The sequence below is a fragment of the Gillisia sp. Hel_I_86 genome, from assembly GCF_007827275.1.
Classification (GTDB): domain Bacteria; phylum Bacteroidota; class Bacteroidia; order Flavobacteriales; family Flavobacteriaceae; genus Gillisia.
The window spans coordinates 670,465-686,871 of the sequence record NZ_VISE01000001.1 but is presented as its reverse complement, the minus strand read 5'-3'; the positions used below and the strand labels follow the sequence as shown (position 1 = coordinate 686,871).

General features: G+C 36.1%; 14 protein-coding genes. 9 read left to right on the top strand and 5 right to left on the bottom strand.

Annotated elements, in window-relative coordinates; genetic code table 11:
* Positions 1-96: 96 nt before the first annotated feature.
* The gene (locus tag JM83_RS02960; RefSeq protein WP_144959227.1) at positions 97-2,487 is read right to left on the bottom strand and encodes a S9 family peptidase; all 2,391 of its coding nucleotides are present in this window, start codon (positions 2,485-2,487) and stop codon (positions 97-99) included.
* Positions 2,488-2,673: 186 nt separating this feature from the next.
* On the opposite strand from JM83_RS02960, the gene JM83_RS02955 reads away from it, so the two are divergent.
* A complete protein-coding gene (locus JM83_RS02955) occupies positions 2,674-3,189 on the top strand; it encodes an adenine phosphoribosyltransferase (protein ID WP_144959225.1) in 516 nt (171 codons plus the stop codon).
* Between the two features lie 60 nt (positions 3,190-3,249).
* Here the strand turns inward: JM83_RS02955 and JM83_RS02950 are convergent, their stop codons facing one another.
* The 4 genes from JM83_RS02950 to JM83_RS02935 all read right to left on the bottom strand — a co-directional run bounded on the left by JM83_RS02950 (position 3,250) and on the right by JM83_RS02935 (position 6,638).
* Positions 3,250-3,402 carry an SsrA-binding protein gene (locus JM83_RS02950; protein WP_144959223.1) on the bottom strand — a complete coding sequence of 51 codons (153 nt, stop codon included), beginning with the start codon at positions 3,400-3,402 and terminating at the stop codon, positions 3,250-3,252.
* 310 nt (positions 3,403-3,712) lie between these two features.
* Positions 3,713-4,258 carry a YfiT family bacillithiol transferase gene (locus tag JM83_RS02945; RefSeq protein ID WP_144959221.1) on the bottom strand — a complete coding sequence of 182 codons (546 nt, stop codon included), beginning with the start codon at positions 4,256-4,258 and terminating at the stop codon, positions 3,713-3,715.
* A gap of 14 nt (positions 4,259-4,272) precedes the next feature.
* Complete coding sequence (locus JM83_RS02940; RefSeq protein WP_144959219.1) at positions 4,273-6,276, bottom strand: M56 family metallopeptidase; 2,004 nt, start codon at positions 6,274-6,276, stop codon at positions 4,273-4,275.
* Positions 6,276-6,638, bottom strand: coding sequence for a BlaI/MecI/CopY family transcriptional regulator (locus tag JM83_RS02935; RefSeq protein WP_144959217.1), 363 nt, complete (start codon positions 6,636-6,638; stop codon positions 6,276-6,278). The genes JM83_RS02940 and JM83_RS02935 overlap by 1 nt, the downstream gene beginning before the upstream one ends.
* Positions 6,639-6,776: 138 nt before the next feature.
* On the opposite strand from JM83_RS02935, the gene JM83_RS02930 reads away from it, so the two are divergent.
* From JM83_RS02930 to JM83_RS02895, 8 genes are all read left to right on the top strand, one after another.
* A complete protein-coding gene (locus JM83_RS02930) occupies positions 6,777-7,721 on the top strand; it encodes a calcium/sodium antiporter (RefSeq protein WP_144959215.1) in 945 nt (314 codons plus the stop codon).
* A 122-nt stretch (positions 7,722-7,843) separates the two neighbouring features.
* A complete protein-coding gene (locus JM83_RS02925) occupies positions 7,844-10,030 on the top strand; it encodes a glutamine synthetase III (protein WP_144959213.1) in 2,187 nt (728 codons plus the stop codon).
* A gap of 688 nt (positions 10,031-10,718) precedes the next feature.
* Entirely contained in the window at positions 10,719-11,648 is a 930-nt protein-coding gene (locus tag JM83_RS02920; protein WP_144963673.1) for a hypothetical protein, read from the top strand.
* 75 nt (positions 11,649-11,723) lie between these two features.
* Positions 11,724-12,212: a hypothetical protein gene (locus JM83_RS02915; protein WP_144959211.1), complete on the top strand. Its 489-nt coding sequence runs from the start codon at positions 11,724-11,726 to the stop codon at positions 12,210-12,212.
* Between the two features lie 13 nt (positions 12,213-12,225).
* Positions 12,226-12,975, top strand: coding sequence for a curli-like amyloid fiber formation chaperone CsgH (gene csgH, locus JM83_RS02910; protein WP_144959209.1), 750 nt, complete (start codon positions 12,226-12,228; stop codon positions 12,973-12,975).
* Between the two features lie 15 nt (positions 12,976-12,990).
* Positions 12,991-13,395 (top strand): curli production assembly/transport component CsgF, encoded by a 405-nt coding sequence (locus JM83_RS02905; protein ID WP_144959207.1) that lies wholly within the window; start codon positions 12,991-12,993, stop codon positions 13,393-13,395.
* 5 nt (positions 13,396-13,400) lie between these two features.
* Complete coding sequence (locus JM83_RS02900) at positions 13,401-14,801, top strand: CsgG/HfaB family protein (RefSeq protein ID WP_144959205.1); 1,401 nt, start codon at positions 13,401-13,403, stop codon at positions 14,799-14,801.
* Positions 14,802-14,805: 4 nt separating this feature from the next.
* Positions 14,806-16,308, top strand: a complete 1,503-nt coding sequence (locus tag JM83_RS02895) for a carboxypeptidase regulatory-like domain-containing protein (RefSeq protein ID WP_144959203.1) — start codon at positions 14,806-14,808, stop codon at positions 16,306-16,308.
* Positions 16,309-16,407: the final 99 nt, after the last annotated feature.

Genomic DNA, 16,407 nt, shown 5'->3' with positions numbered 1-16,407 from the left:
GAGATCCTTCACGCTGTTCAGGATGACAGACAATACAATGAAATGTCTCCTCCTCCCGATGGCCATCGGGAGGAGTCGAGAGGTAATTAAAATCAATTACTTCTCTAACAAAGTTTCATTGAACAACTTTAGGATCCTCTTGTACTCATCGGTCCAACTGCTTGGTTCTACAAATCCGTGACCTTCTACAGGATATAAGGCCATTTCCCAATTGTCTTTCTTTAGTTCTATTAAGCGTTGAGCCAATCTCACAACATCTTGAAAATGCACATTCGTGTCTACCATTCCGTGAGCGATCAGAAGATTACCTTTTAATCCTTCAGCAAAATAAATAGGGGAAGAACGTCTATACGCAATTGGATCCTCTACCGGTGTATTTAGAATATTAGAAGTATAGCCATCATTATAATGTGCCCAATCTGTTACCGATCTCAAGGCGGCACCAGATTTAAAAGTGTCACTTTCATTGAACATCGCCATCAAGGTTATAAATCCACCATAGCTCCCGCCATAAATCCCAATTTTGTCTTGATCTATGCCATGCGATTCCACTAAATAATGTGCGCCATCTACTTGATCGGAGAGATCTTTCCCGCCCATGTGCCTATAAATACTGGTTCGCCAATCCCTTCCATAGCCAGCGCTTCCCCGATAATCCATATCCAAAACGGTATAGCCAAGATCTGTTAATAGGTTATGGAACATATATTCCCTAAAATAAGAGGACCACCAATTATGGGCATTTTGAAGATAGCCTGCGCCATGTACAAAAATTACCGCAGCCCCATTTTTTACATCATCTTTCGGTTTATACAGTCTGGCCGGGACCATGGTTCCATCCTCAGCTTTAACTTCTATTCTATTTGGTGCCCGCCAGTTGTAAGCCTTAAATGCTTCAGATTTCCCTTTCGTTAATTGTTTAGCTTTCTCCTTGGACCCAGTTTTTTTGAGGTATAATTCCCAAGGCTGGTTGCTGGAAGAATATAAAATTGCCATCTGTTTTTCATCTGGGGAAAGTGTGACTTGATTGCTTCCGAGCATGCTGGTTAATCGAGTCATTTTTCCTCCCATTACGGGCATTTTGTAAAAGTGACGTTCTCCGGCATCAACTTCAGAAGTGGTTAAAAACCAACTTTTTCCATCTTTGGACAATTGGGGATCGAACACCTCATATTCTCCAGAAGTTACGGCTGTTTTCTTCCCGTTATCTGTGTTCAGTAAATATAAATGGGAATAACCTGTTTCTTCAGATTGAAAATAAACATGTTTGTTATCTGGTAACCAACCAAGGGTTCCGCCCCCAAAAGAATATCCAATTCCAGGGCCATTTATCCACGCCTCATCCCGTTGCCTGTCTAAATTTTTTAAAGTTCCATTTTCCAAGTCCAATAGGGTAATCCATCGATCTTTATTATCGTGGGAACGCACATTTACCAAGGCTTTTTTACCATTTTCAGAAAAACTGGCTCCCCAAGCGATTACATCTCTTGGGGCCTCTTCCCATTCCTTATCTGGATAATCGCCCACATAATCGGGAAGATCTTTGATCCCCGGGAGCTCATCAGATTTCACCATATACACAGTGTCTTTTACAAAGTTGTAAATAGCCAGTTCCACCTTCGTGATATCGTCTCCTACTTTAGATCTCGCATTAAGGTCCACGGTATATCCCGATGCATCCACATAATTGGGAACAATGGTGTTCTTGTTATCTGCCCTGGTAATAAGGTTAAAAGTGGCATATTTGGCGTTGGACGATAGCTGTAAATTGGTGACAGACCTTTTCCCGGTATAAAAAGTAAAAGCTTCTTTTTTAATTTTACTTTGATATGCCTTGCTGGAATCTTCTTTTTGTATCCTTTCCAATACCACGCTCAATAAATCTAAATTATCCTCCTCTAACCATGCTTCCTTTTTAGATAGGGCTTTGTCATCTTTCGTTTTGTCTTCTCCATTTTTAATTGAAGTCAGTTTTTTTAGGCTTCCTTTTTTTAGATCGTAGAGGTATAAATTATCCTCCAATTCAAAAGAAACCAAGTCTTCATTTAGTTGAAAATTAGGATTTGAGATGTTTTCTCCCAGCTCTAATAATGTTTTAACAGAACTGTCTTTGGCTGAATAAAGCATTAGATTTCCATCTTTAACAAAGATCTTTTGAGAATGGTCTTTGTTATAATCTCCTCTGGATGAAATTCTTTTTTGTTGTTCCTTGGGAGAAACTTTTGTAATAGTTGCTTGTTGAGAAAGTTGGATCTTATAAAGGGAATCTGAAGGATCCTTTTGGAGATTGTAATCAAAATAGATGGTTTTACTATCCTCCCCCCAGTTAATGTTGGAAGGGAATGTTCCCATCCATGAAGGATCTTGCATTATTTTTTCTACTGAAAGTTCACTGCTCTGGGCGGCTCCCGAAAAAGATATCAAAGAAACAAAGAAGAAGAAAAAGAATGAGTTGAGCTTTAGGGGATTAAATTGATGGATTCTCATATAATAAAGGCTAATATATTTTTGCTGCAAGAGCGAATCGTGGTTAAAATAAATTGAATAAGCAATATAATTAAAATTTTAGTGGGCGTGTACGGCTTTGAGCTGGAAATATTTGAGTTTGTAGACTGAATTAGCCAAATTATTGAATCCTTATGATTATTTTTATGAGATCTAAAATGCTCCTTCATGACCGATTTAAGTAAATATATTCGCGAGGTTCCCAATTTTCCTAAAGATGGGATACAGTTTAAGGATATTACTCCGCTGTTGCAAAATCCAGAAGCTATTAAGGAAGCAGTGGCGCAATTTTTATCACTTATTGGGGATGAGAAAATAGACAAGGTCGTAGCTATAGAATCCCGCGGATTTTTATTTGGATTGCTATTGGCCGAAAAATTGAATGCAGGTTTTGTACCCATAAGAAAGCCTGGAAAATTGCCTGCCGAAACCTATGCGGAGGTATACGATATGGAATATGGAAAAGACACCTTGGAAATTCATTGTGACGCCATCAAAAAAGGGGAACGAATTATTTTACATGACGATGTTTTGGCAACCGGAGGCACGGCAAGAACTGCTTGTAACTTGGTAAAAAAAATGGGTGCAGAGATCGTGCAATGCAATTTCTTGGTAGAACTGGAATTTTTGAATGGTAGAAATAAATTGAATTCTTATGCTGTCGAATCCTTGCTTAAATATTAATCCCTCATTGAGGATCTAACCGGCTTGGACGGCTGTACAAATTTACCCGAAGTTCTTAATTTAATCCAAGGCTTTTTTTGTCACCCAAAGTTTCCACCCGAATATGGCTAATTGTAGTTTGCTTGCTTTTTGAAGATCCAATTGTTTTTTTGAGTAACTCGGTAAAATCTTTTTGTTGATTTTGGACAAAGTCTTGAAAAAGCGATTTTTCATAAAAGCATAGATTTGTTTTTTAATAACAAATGCTGTCATTCCGCACGAAGAATGAGGAGGAATCTCATTCTATTGAGGTTTCTCGTCGCTCATACTTCTTCCGATAGTTATCGGAACCGCGGAAATGACAAAGCATTAAAAATCAAAGATATAATAAAAAAACAACGAATTTTATATCGAACCCAGGTTTAAAGGTATTTAAAATCAGGGAAGACGAAAAACTGGAATTTTTGATTATAGTAAAATCGAGAGCTTTAATCCAATAATTCCCTGACGGCTTTGCTTCGCTCAATAAAATTGGGCAATAAACTTAATCCTCTTTATTTTCCAAGGCTTGCTTAATATGTGCCAGGTGATGGTTCCCATGCCAGGCATAAAGTGCAATAGTATCTTTGAGATCCAGGGGCTGCGCCTTTTCCGGATGTATATATTGCTTGCTGAGAGCTAAAGCATCTAGGGATTTTAGCAGCACGGTCCATCGTGCATGCAAACCTTCAAGGAGTTTCAAGGATGTAGAAACATCCGTTTCCGTGGTATCTGGTAACTCCGCCCATTTATCTTCATGATAGGTTTTAATGGTGGGAAGTTCCTCTGTAAGACATAATTTAAATCTCACAAAGCTGTTCATGTGGCTATCTGCACAGTGGTGGACGACTTGTTTTATCGTCCATCCTTCTGGCCTGTACCTATAATTTAGCTCACTGGCAGAAAGGTAAGGCACCAATTTATTCAGTCTATTGGGAAATTGTTCAATAGCTGCGATCCAACTTTTTATAGCTGCTTCGGAAATTGTTTCCGGGAGACTGAATTTCCCAATTGGGTATTTTAATTTTTCTAAAACTGAGTGCGATTCCATTTTCTGATAAATAATTAGTTAGAATAGATGATAATAGTACCACCTTCTTTTTCTCCGAAATAAATATCGGATATTCCAGCTGATTCTGAGTAATTTCCAGATACCATTTTTCTTGAATTATCTTTAAATTTTATCGAAATAGTGCTAATAAGCCCTTTCTTGTTTCTTTTAATATCATCTAAAGAAAGTTTAAAGCCTGTAGTTGAAGCAACAGTTAACTTTAGGTTTTCTAATTCAGCATCGGTCATCTTTGGTGAAATTTTAAATAGTTTATTGTTTATTGTATTTATTTGCACCACCCCATTTATGCCTTTAGCACCATATTTTCTTATTGCAGAAGAATCTTTAAGAACATACACGTTCTCGATATTTGAAGGATTTATTTTTTCTGAATTGAAATCATCATTTTTAACTACTCCATCAACAATATAAAGCGGCCTGTCCTTCTTCTCCCTTGAAATTACTTTTATCTCCTTGGAAATATTGGATGCATTGGTATGAGAACTGTCTAGAACGATTATTCTATATGTGCTTTTGATGGTATCGGTATCACTGGATGTCCATGTGATGCGATTGCCATTTTTTGTGTTCACATTTATAATCTTGCCATTTCCGCTAATGGAATCGCTGTCTGTTGAATAATAATGGACCTTGTTTCCAACTGAAAATGGACCTCCGGAAATATTCTTGTTTGGATCTACAACTATTATACGCTCTTTTGTTACATCGCCGAGGTCTTCTTTGTAACCTATAGTTTCATGCGTTAAAGTGGCATCCATACCAAGAGGATTGGAATCGCTTATAAATACAAATTCATTTTTTTTATTCCTGTTATTGGGAGACCGAAATTCAATTTTTAAATCTTCTGATAAAATAATTTCGATATCATCTATTGGGGAATCTCCATTTTTATTGAAGTTCCCGGAGTCTCCGGTCTTTTCAACTGCATATTTGATATTGATTCGGGTCAACATCCCTTCCTTTGAAAATTTCAGTTTTTTGAATTGAAGTTCTGCTCCTTGTTTTTTAAATTCTCTAGCTACATCTTCCAGTTGTTCTTTTGTTGAATTTTTTGTGATGATAGCTGAGGCCAGTGCATCAGGATAAAATTGAACATCGTTTATCACAACTTTAGACCCTTGTTTTACCTTAGCTTCCGTTTTCACATTAAAAGTGAGCATAAAAGCTAAAAGCAAAGGAAGAATTAAGCTCATCTTAGAGATATTGCTGTGGTTTGATGATTTTTTGTTTAACATAACTATTCGTTTTTTGATGAAGGATTGATAAAAATGATTGACCAATACGCTTTGATATTGATTTGTTGTAACTTTTACGAGAACATGTTGGTACTGCTGGATACATTCCAATGCTTGTGCTGTTTCATGATCTGCAATAAATTCCAGATTTTGCTCGACTGCTTTTTTGTAATACCAGCTTATCGGGTTGAACCATAAGATTGCAGCGAGAAGGTGGGATGCCAACATATCGAAAGAATGAAACTGGCTGGCATGTACTTTTTCATGCCGCAGCATTATGGGATATTCCTCTTCTGGAATTGTTTTAGTATTTATAAAGAGATAATTAAAGAAGGAAAAGGGGCCAGCGATGTCCAGGGTTTCAACAATTTTGAACTTTCCTTCTTTTTTGATATTGCTGAAATGGATCATTTTATAGATCTGGAAGATCCTGAAACAAAATCGAAGTAGGAAGAACCCGGTTATTATTAAATAGCTTGTTCCGGCGATCATCCACCAATCCATTTCTAAAGAAGTGCTTTCCGGTATTGTGATGAAATTTGAATTTAGTGAGGATTCAGAATAGACTATTTCAGGAGCATTAACCATTATCCTTTTGGTAAAGTAGATGGCCGGCAAAACCAAAGAAGTAAAGATCCCTCCCAATAAAAATTTCCTGTTTGCGGTAAAAGAAGTGTCATTTTTAAGCAACACTATATATAGTAAATAAAAGAGGCTTAATAAACCCGCGCTTTTTAATAAATAGGTAAGCAAACTTTCCATTATTTCTCCTTTTTTTCTATAATAGCCAAGATTTCCCGCAATTCTTCCGCAGAAATTTTTTCTTCTTTTGCAAAAAACGAAACCATACTTTTATAAGAATTGTCGAAGAATTTTTTGGTGGCTGTGTTCATAAATTGCTTTCTATAGGCCTCTTTGGAAACTGTTGGATAATATTGGTGTGTTTTTCCGAAAGCTTTATGCGCCACATAGCCTTTCTCTTCCAGGTTCCTAATAATAGTAGAAACCGTGTTGTAATGAAGTTTCTCATCGGTCAATTCTGCCTGAACTTCCTTTACAAAGGCTTTTTTAAGCTTCCATAAAATATGCATGATCGCTTCTTCTTTATTCGTGAGTTTCTGCATAGATCTTTTTTTTAAATAGGGTTTAGAAGTTTAAATCAAAGATAACGATAAAAATAGTTATAAACCTATATCTGTAGTTTTAAATTTGTGTTATGTAGCACTCGGAACTTTCTTTATCTTCGCATCAAAATGAAATAGATGAGCATAGTTTATATATTAATTGGATTTGTTCTATTGGTTGTGGGCGGGGAATTCTTGGTAAGATCTTCGGTAGCAATTTCATTTAAATTCAATATCTCAAAAATGATAATTGGGTTAACGGTGGTGTCTTTTGCCACTTCTGCCCCTGAGTTATTAGTGAGTTTGCAAGCGGCTTTGGCTGGGTTCTCAGATATTGCTTTAGGAAACGTGATTGGCTCCAACATTGCAAATATTGGTTTGGTACTGGGAATCACGGCCATAATCTCCCCATTGATTATAGACAAGGATTTTTATAAGTTCAACTGGCCCATTATGATGTTCTTCTCTTTTGCTTTGTATCTTTTCCTTTACACTGGAGGTAATATATCCAGAATTGAAGGAGCGGCCTTGTTAATAGGCATCATTATATATGTGCTTTTCTTGATACAGCGGGCTAGAAAAAACCGGATAGAGGTAGAAGGTGTAGATGATTCTTTAGAAGCTATTTCTGGCTTTAAAATCATAGTTTGGTTGCTAATTGGTGGAGTGGCACTTTATGGAGGCTCAGAATTGTTGGTTACCGGTGCTGTAGACCTTGCTGAAATGATCGGGGTTAGCGAACGCGTGATTTCGGTGAGTATTATTGCAGTGGGAACAAGTGTACCGGAGTTGGCCGCTTCAGTAATTGCCGCATTAAAAAAGGAAAAAGCAATTTCGCTCGGAAATTTAATAGGATCCAATATTTTCAATATTGCTTCGGTTCTGGGAATCACAGCCCTTATTCAACCTATTTATTTAAAGTCGGAACAACTACTTACCAACGACATCTTTTGGATGCTGGGTTTTTCTTTTGTACTAATTCCTTTAGCTTTTCTTCCAGAGAGATTTAGTATCTCCAGGTATAAGGGAATGATCCTCTTTGGTGCCTATGTTGTTTTTATAGGATTGGCTTTTTTAAAATAGCCAAAAGAGGGGGTTAAATTCCAATAAAAGTTAAAATTTAATTTTTTGCCCCCAAAATTTAGGGGGTGTAACCTTAAAATGTATATTTTTGTCGCTTAATTGTAAAATTTAAACGATATCACATGGCAACTTTAAGATTTCAGGCTTTAAAAGAAACATTGAATAGGAAACCAATTAAGATAGAGGAAACCGATCGTAGATCTGAACTTTTTGGAAGAAATGTATTTAACGAGACGGTGATGAGACAATTCCTTACCAAGGAAGCTTATCAAAGTGTTAGGGATGCCAGTCTTAAAGGGACAAAAATCAGTAGGGGGGTTGCCGATCATATTTCTACTGGGATGAAGGAGTGGGCAATCTCTAAAGGGGTTACACATTATACGCATTGGTTTCAGCCCCTAACGGGAGCCACCGCAGAGAAGCATGATGCTTTTTTTGAAACTATTGGGGATGGTCTTGCTATAGAAAAATTTGGGGGAATGCAATTGGTCCAACAAGAACCAGATGCATCCAGCTTTCCGCATGGAGGAATTAGAAATACTTTTGAGGCAAGAGGATATACTGCGTGGGATCCTACATCTCCGGCATTTATATACGGCACCACATTATGTATCCCCACCGTTTATGTTTCCTACACTGGGGAAGCATTGGATTATAAAACACCACTTTTAAGGGCCCTGCAATCGGTGGATTCTGCAGCAACCGCAGTTTGTAAATATTTCGATAAAAATGTAACTAAAGTTATCGCTACCCTGGGATGGGAGCAGGAATATTTCTTGATAGATTCTGCTTTATATGCATCCAGACCAGATCTACAACTTTCTGGAAGAACTTTGTTGGGACATTCCCCTGCAAAAGGACAACAATTGGACGATCATTATTTTGGATCTATTCCCAGTAGGGCTTTGGCTTATATGAGGGATTTGGAAATAGAATGCATGTTATTGGGGATTCCGGTAAAAACAAGACATAACGAGGTAGCTCCAAATCAGTTTGAACTAGCTCCAATCTTTGAAGAGGCTAATCTTGCCGTGGACCATAACTCCCTGCTTATGGACCTTATGGATAAAATTGGGGAAAGGCACAATTTTAAAGTGCTTTTTCATGAAAAACCATTTGCAGGAATCAACGGGAGTGGAAAGCACAATAACTGGTCTTTAAGTACAGATACTGGAACTAATTTACTTAGCCCGGGAAGTACCCCAATGAAGAACCTTCAGTTTTTGACATTTTTCATCAATACCATTAAAGCAGTTCACGATTATGAAGAATTGTTGAGGGCGACTATTGCAAGTGCCTCCAACGATCATAGATTGGGAGCAAACGAAGCACCACCGGCAATTATTTCGGCATTTATAGGAAGCCAGTTAACAGAGGTGTTAAATGAACTGGAAAAAGTGACCGATGGGAAACTGTCCCCACAAGAAAAAACAGACCTTAAATTAAATGTGGTGGGTAAAATTCCTGAAATCCTGCTAGACAATACAGATAGAAACAGAACCTCTCCTTTTGCCTTTACAGGCAATAAATTCGAATTTAGGGCCGTAGGTTCTACCGCAAATTGTGCAAATCCTATGACCGTATTAAATACCATAGTTGCAAAGCAACTTAAGGAATTTAAAAAGAGTGTAGATGCGTTGGTGAAGGACAAGAAGATGAAGAAGGACGATGCGATCTTTAATATCTTGAGGGAGTATATCAAAAAATCGAAGAAAATTAGATTTGAAGGAGATGGGTATGCAGACGCATGGCAAGATGAAGCTAAAAAACGTGGTTTAAGCAATAATAAAACCACGCCACTAGCTTTAAAAGCAAAGGTTTCCAAACAAACAATAGATTTGTACAAGGAAATGAAAGTGATGAACAAGAGGGAAGTAGAAGCCCGTTATGAAATTGAATTGGAAGATTATTCCATGAGGATTCAAATCGAAGGACGGATTTTGGGCGATATCGCAAGAAATCATGTAATTCCAACTACGATACGTTATCAAAATGTTTTAATAGAAAATGTTCGTGGATTAAAGGAAATTTTCGAGAAGGATTTCAAAAAACATTCTAAAGAACAAATAGGGATCATTGAAGCTATTTCTGGGCATATAGAACATATTAATGCCGATGTGAACAAGATGACAGATGCCCGTAAAAAAGCAAATGTGATTGAAGATGCAGAAAAAAGGGCTATTGCATATTGCGATAATGTAAAACCATTTTTCGAAGAAATTAGATACCACTGTGATAAATTGGAGTTATTGGTGGATGATGAGATCTGGCCACTAACCAAATACAGGGAATTGTTGTTTACTAGATAGGTATATTGGCACATCCTGGGATTATCTAAAAACCCGCATCTTAGGATGTGGGTTTTTTATGTAAAATATTTTTGTTAAATTTAACAAAAACTTAACAAGTCAAGCAACTGCTTTTTTTTTAGTTAAACTCACATGACCTTGTAGTTAAAATTGTTAAAGGGGGAAAACCCTAAAGGTTAATTCTTACAAATAAGGGAGATAATGTATTCTGCTAATATTAAAATTTTGCTGAATTCATATTTAATTCGCATATTTGAATTGTTAACTACATATAATTATACGTATAATTAATTATTTCGTTTTTTTTAAAGAAATATTTTTTTGTTCAATTCAGATTTTTAAAACCTGAATTTTAGGAATGAGCTTTCAAATTAATGATTTCTTAAAAACAGCACCCTAAAGGCTGTTAAATAATTTTAATTTTGAACAAGTCAATATTAATGTTTTTCTTAACATTATGTTATTAAGAGTTATTGAGGTTCCTTTATTATGAATCTTACTAACGTGATTATTACTGCGATCGTTCTATTTTTTAACCGGTTTCCCACCCTACTATTAGATTTCCCACCCCACTATTAAAATTTTACAAAACTTCCCCATAAATTATTTTTAAAATATTATGATGTGCTCAAAATTATGGCATGCATAAGTTAGGTTCAATTAATATTAACAATTAAATTCAAGTATTATGAAAAAAGCAATTTTTTGCGCGGCAGCGTTAATTCTAGGAGCAATGGGGTTTGCTCAAAACACAAGTACAGGTACCCAAACAGGCTCGGGTAACAATGCAGTTATCAACCAATCAGGAAACAACAATAGTAAAGTTGATCAGGAGTTTACGGATAACAAAGCCTTTGTGGATCAGGTACATAAGAATAAATCTACTATATCTCAGCATGGGGATAATAGCCCATCAAGTGGTAATTCTAATTATGCCAAAGTAGATCAACATGGTTGGGATCAGGTTTCTTGGATGGAACAAGGTGGAGATGATAACCGTGGAATTGTAGAACAGGATGGAGATCGTAACAATTCATGGTTGCAACAGGGCAATAATGCCAAGGCTGAGGATAACAAGGCTAATATTAAGCAAGATGGGGACGATAACAGATCCCGTGTATTGCAAAGACATGACAATAATATCGCTGATATTGACCAAGAGGGTAATGATAACTCTGTCAATTTGGAACAATTTTCAAAACCTAACCAAACACGTGGTAATTATTCCAAGATAGACCAATATGGTAATGATAACAAAGCAGTTAGTTATCAGGAAACTGCGGATCCTGCTCATGGATCTTCTATAAGTAACCGCGAGTATGTTGACCAGGATGATAATAATAACTACTCAAACTTGTCACAAATAGGTGATGATAACCTTTCTCGTGTAACACAGTCAGGTAATAAACATAATGTTTGGGCAGGTTATAGTAACTATGCAAAGGTTATGCAAACTGGTGATGAAAACAGATCTTTTATCACTCAGGAGGACGGACCTGGTTCGTTGGCTAACAGTGCTGATAATACCGCCAGAGTAAGTCAGACTGGTTTTGGAAATACTAGCACACTATATCAATATGGTGCCAATTCTGCAAATGTAACTCAGACTAATCCATAAGTCTTTAATACTAAGAGGAAGCTTCTGGATGTAGCTTCCTCTTTTTTTTATTCATAATAAATAAAATCTAAAATTATGTTAAAACAAATATTTTATGCTATATTTATTTTAATTGTTTCCGGAAAAGTTCATGCTCAGACGGTAACTGAATATAATGATTTAAAGAGAATTAGTTTATTAAATGAATTTTTTCAGCCTAAAATTCAGGCTAATGAATATACTAATGAAAATTCGGTTTATTTGTCCCAGATTGGTAGTGGTAATGAAGCCATAGTTAATATGAAGTCAAGTAATAGTGTACTTGAATTAAAGCAATATGGTGAGAATAATGGATTATTTGTATATGCAAAAGCAAAAGAGATACATGAATATATAAACCAAACCGGGAATGATCATAAGCTTTTTAATTTTGTTTCAGATTCCTCTCAACCTGTAGTGTTGAATGTGGAACAAACAGGAGAAAACACTCATTTTGAAATGTATGGAGCGAATAGCATAAGCAATAAATTGAAGTTTAAATTAAATGGCAATCTCAAATCTTTAATTGTAAAAAATTATAAATAAAAAAGGTATTAATATGAAATCCTTTAGCAAATACATATTTATAGTTGTATTGATTTTTTGTTTTTCAGGGATGACTGCCCAAAATTTGAACACTAAAGTGGAGGCTGGTATTAAAACCAATGATGTTGAAAATGGTATGCTGGAGATTACCGGGGTAGCTACAAGCCTTACCGAAACAACTTATAGCTTGCGCTATGAACTTTCGGTTATTTCAACTACGGGCAAGAATAATTCTTCAAAGAATTCACAATCGGGAAAATTCACATTGGGACCATTTGAAACTAAAAGCCTTTCGCAAACATCTGTCCACATCAATCCAGAAATGAAGACCACCATCCTCCTATTAATTTATAATAATGAGGATGATAAGTTATTGGGAACGGATAGAAAAGAGTACGACCTTACCGAAAGCAAGAAGAAGGAAAATGAAATGTCTTATAGCAAACCCAATGAAGGTATTGTTTTAAAGGGAATGGTTACAGAAAATACCAAGACCAAACCCGGAAAGGATTTTTATGATTTTTTCTATCAGAAGTATAGTCTTAATCCTGAAAAAGGCAATAAAATTATCCAGATTGATGAAATGATCAGTTTTGGCCGGACAACCAAAATAATGGTTAAAATTGAAGATCAAATCGTCTATCAATTCTATGCCAGGCCTAAATTGGATTTCCTTGAAGATAAGGCTACACAGGCCTTAAGCCAGGTAAATCGATATTTTGAATACCTTAAGAATAGAAATGAATCCAATCGACAATACTAACCCAAACTTCTATCCATGAAAAAAATTACTTTAATAATTTTTTTATTCTTAAGCTTTAACTCCTTTTCACAGGATTTGGTCTATAAACCTATTAATCCCGCCTTTGGAGGAGATACATTCAATTATCAGTGGATGCTTAGTTCGGCACAGGCTCAGAACTCCTTCACTGATGACGCTGCAAGAGAAAATTTTGATAGATCTGAATTAGAAGATTTCACACAAAGTCTTAATTCACAATTATTGGGACAGGTTAGCAGGAGGCTTTTTACTACACAATTTGGAGAGTTAACTTTACAACCAGGAACATATTCGTTTGGTAGTCTAGCTCTGGACATTTATACATCTAACGAAGGATTAGTTATTAATATTTTAGATACTAATACCGGGGAACAAACACAAATAGTAATCCCCAATTCTTAAAATTTATGAAATATCCAATCTTAGTAGTATTAGTGGTTTCTACCTTTTTGTTTAATTCATGCGGAACCCCCTTAAATAAGCCAATAGATTTTAACGGTGCGAGGATAGGAGAAACAACAAAGGTCACAAAAAAGCTAAACCAATTACCGGAACCGGAAGAAAAGGTAGTAGTTGGGGTTTATAATTTCAGGGATCTTACCGGCCAATATAAACCATCTGATGTTGGGAGTACATTTAGTACTGCCGTTACACAGGGTGGTACGGCAATTTTAATTGAAGCCCTTGAGAATTCCGGATGGTTTACCCCCATTGAAAGAGAAAATATTGGGAATCTTTTAAATGAAAGAAATATAATTAGATCTACCAGACAGGAATATCAAGGTTCCAAAGAAAACACACCTCAGGTCCCTCCATTATTGTTTGCAGGTATTCTTTTGGAAGGAGGTATAGTTTCTTATGATACCAATATTATCACTGGTGGTGCTGGGGTTCGATATTTTGGCGTGGGTGGGAGTACGCAATACCGTCAGGATCGTGTGACGGTTTACCTACGTGCAATCTCCACGTCAAGCGGTGAAATTCTTAAGAATATATATATATCCAAAACAATCCTTTCGCAGGCTATAGATGCAAGCATTTTTAAGTATGTGAAGTTTCAGAGATTAATGGAGGCCGAGGTAGGGTTTACACGAAATGAACCAGTACAACTTGCCGTGAAGGAGGCTATTGAAAAAGCTGTAGAGGGCCTCATTGTTGAGGGCGTTGAAGAAGAATTATGGAAGGTGAAGGAAGGAGGAGCGTCCCAGAAGTTTATTGCTGATTATTATTTGGAAAAGCAGGAAGCCGAATTAACCGGGCTTTATAATCGGAAATACATTGTCAGAAACTATAATAGATCTCTTGGGGTAAGCCTTGGTGGAAGCGTTATTAGCGGGGACTACAATGGAGCAGAAATCTCTCCCATGATCAAAATTGAATATTCTTCTAAATTAGGCAACGCATTTTTTATTAATATCGCAGGTAACGGCTTCCAACTATCAAACGAAAAAGTTTTTTCCGAAAGTTTTTTAGGTCTTGATTTAAATGCTGGATTTCTTGTTCTTCCTCATGACAATTTTAGTCCATTTGTATATGGAGGTGGTGGTTATATCTTTAATATTGGTAATGGGGATATACCTGAAGGAGTGGATAAATCTTTTTTTAAAATGCAATATGGCCTTGGTCTGGAATATTTGCTGTCCCAAAAGATTGGTTTAAAGATCTTTGCAGAGCACAATATTTCATTCTCAGATCAGCTTGATTATGTTATACAAGGAAAGAGAGATGATCATTACTTTAATTTTGGTTTGGGGGTGAATTTTAACCTCGGAGCCAATGGAAATGCCAAATCAAATCAAAATAAATAAAATCATGAAATTCTTAAAAATAATTTTTATATTTTTTCTTTTAGCGGTGGTTTTATCCTGTAGTGAAGACACGATTGACTCCTTAGGAAATGGTACAATTACTGGGACGGTGGTGAAAGAAGGATCTAATGAACCGATTGAAAATGTGAAAATATCCACAAGTCCTGCTTCTTCAACAGTATTTACTGATGAAGATGGAAATTTCATTCTTGGAAATGTGTCGGAAGGTGAATATTCTGTTCAGGCTAGGAAAGATGGGTTTCTAACTCAATTCGAAGGCGCAACCGTTAGAACCAATAACGAGGTAAATGTCATTTTCGAGCTTTTAACTGAAACAGCGAATAATAGGCAACCCTCAACCCCTAAATTGCTCTTACCAGAAGATGGAGCATCAGACCAAGATTTAAGTATAGAATTTAATTGGAGTTCCTCAGACCCAGAGCAAGACGAACTTACTTATGAGTTGGAGATTAAAAATGACAGGAATAATGAAATTTTAAATTTTTCAGGAATTCAGGATACGACGTATACCGTTGATGATTTAAATTATGGGTATAAATATTTTTGGCAAGTAAAGGTTTCTGATAGTATTAATGAAAGGGTTTTTAGTGAAGTATATTCTTTTACTACAGCCGATGCGCCAGTAAACAATAATTACCTTTTTGTAAGGAACATTAATGGGAATAATGTGATATTTTCTTCAAATAATGAAGGTGATGAAGTACAACTTACTTCTTCTTCCAATAACAGTTTTAGGCCACGAAAAAATCTGAATGTAAACCTTATAGCATTTTATAGAACTACAGGTGGGGCAACTCATCTTTTTACCATGCAACCCGATGGAACAAATCAAAAACAAATAACCAATAGTATTCCAGCGAATGGAATTAACAACGAAACTTTAGACTTTTCTTGGGCAGATAACGGGGGGTATTTGCTATATCCAAATTTCGATAAGGTTTATAAAATAAATATAGACGGCAGTGGTAAAGAGATTGCTTATCAAGCACCACCTGGTAGATATGTTTTGGATATCCAACAAAGTGAGGATGGTACGCGCATACTTGTTTTAGAAACTAATCTTCAGGGGTACGATGGTTCTATTTTTACTATTGATAATTCTGGAGAAAAGATCGATGTTTTTGTTCAAAATGTTAAAGGAACCCTAGGAGGTATTGATATTTCTGTAGATAATAATTTAATATTGTTTACACGAGATATTTCAGAATTTGAAAGTCCAGGTAATAGGCAATTGAATTCCAAGATGTTTATTTATAAGGTAGATACAAATCAAACTATTGCTATAAGTACAGAAAAGCCAAATGGCACCAATGATACCGATCCTAGGTTTGTTCCAAATGAAGCTTCTGTTGTTTTTGTGAATTCTTCCAATGAGGCATCAGCTGTTAAATCTATTTATCAGGTGAGCTATGATGAGGAATTTGAAACTATAGAAGAGGTTCGGAAATTACTAAAAGAAAATGCAAAAATGCCCGATTGGGAATAAAGAACACATTAAAAGAAGAATATAAAAAGCGGCACCTTAATGTGTCGCTTTTTTGGTTTTATTAGCAACACATTCTATGTACCTTTGGAATCTCATCAA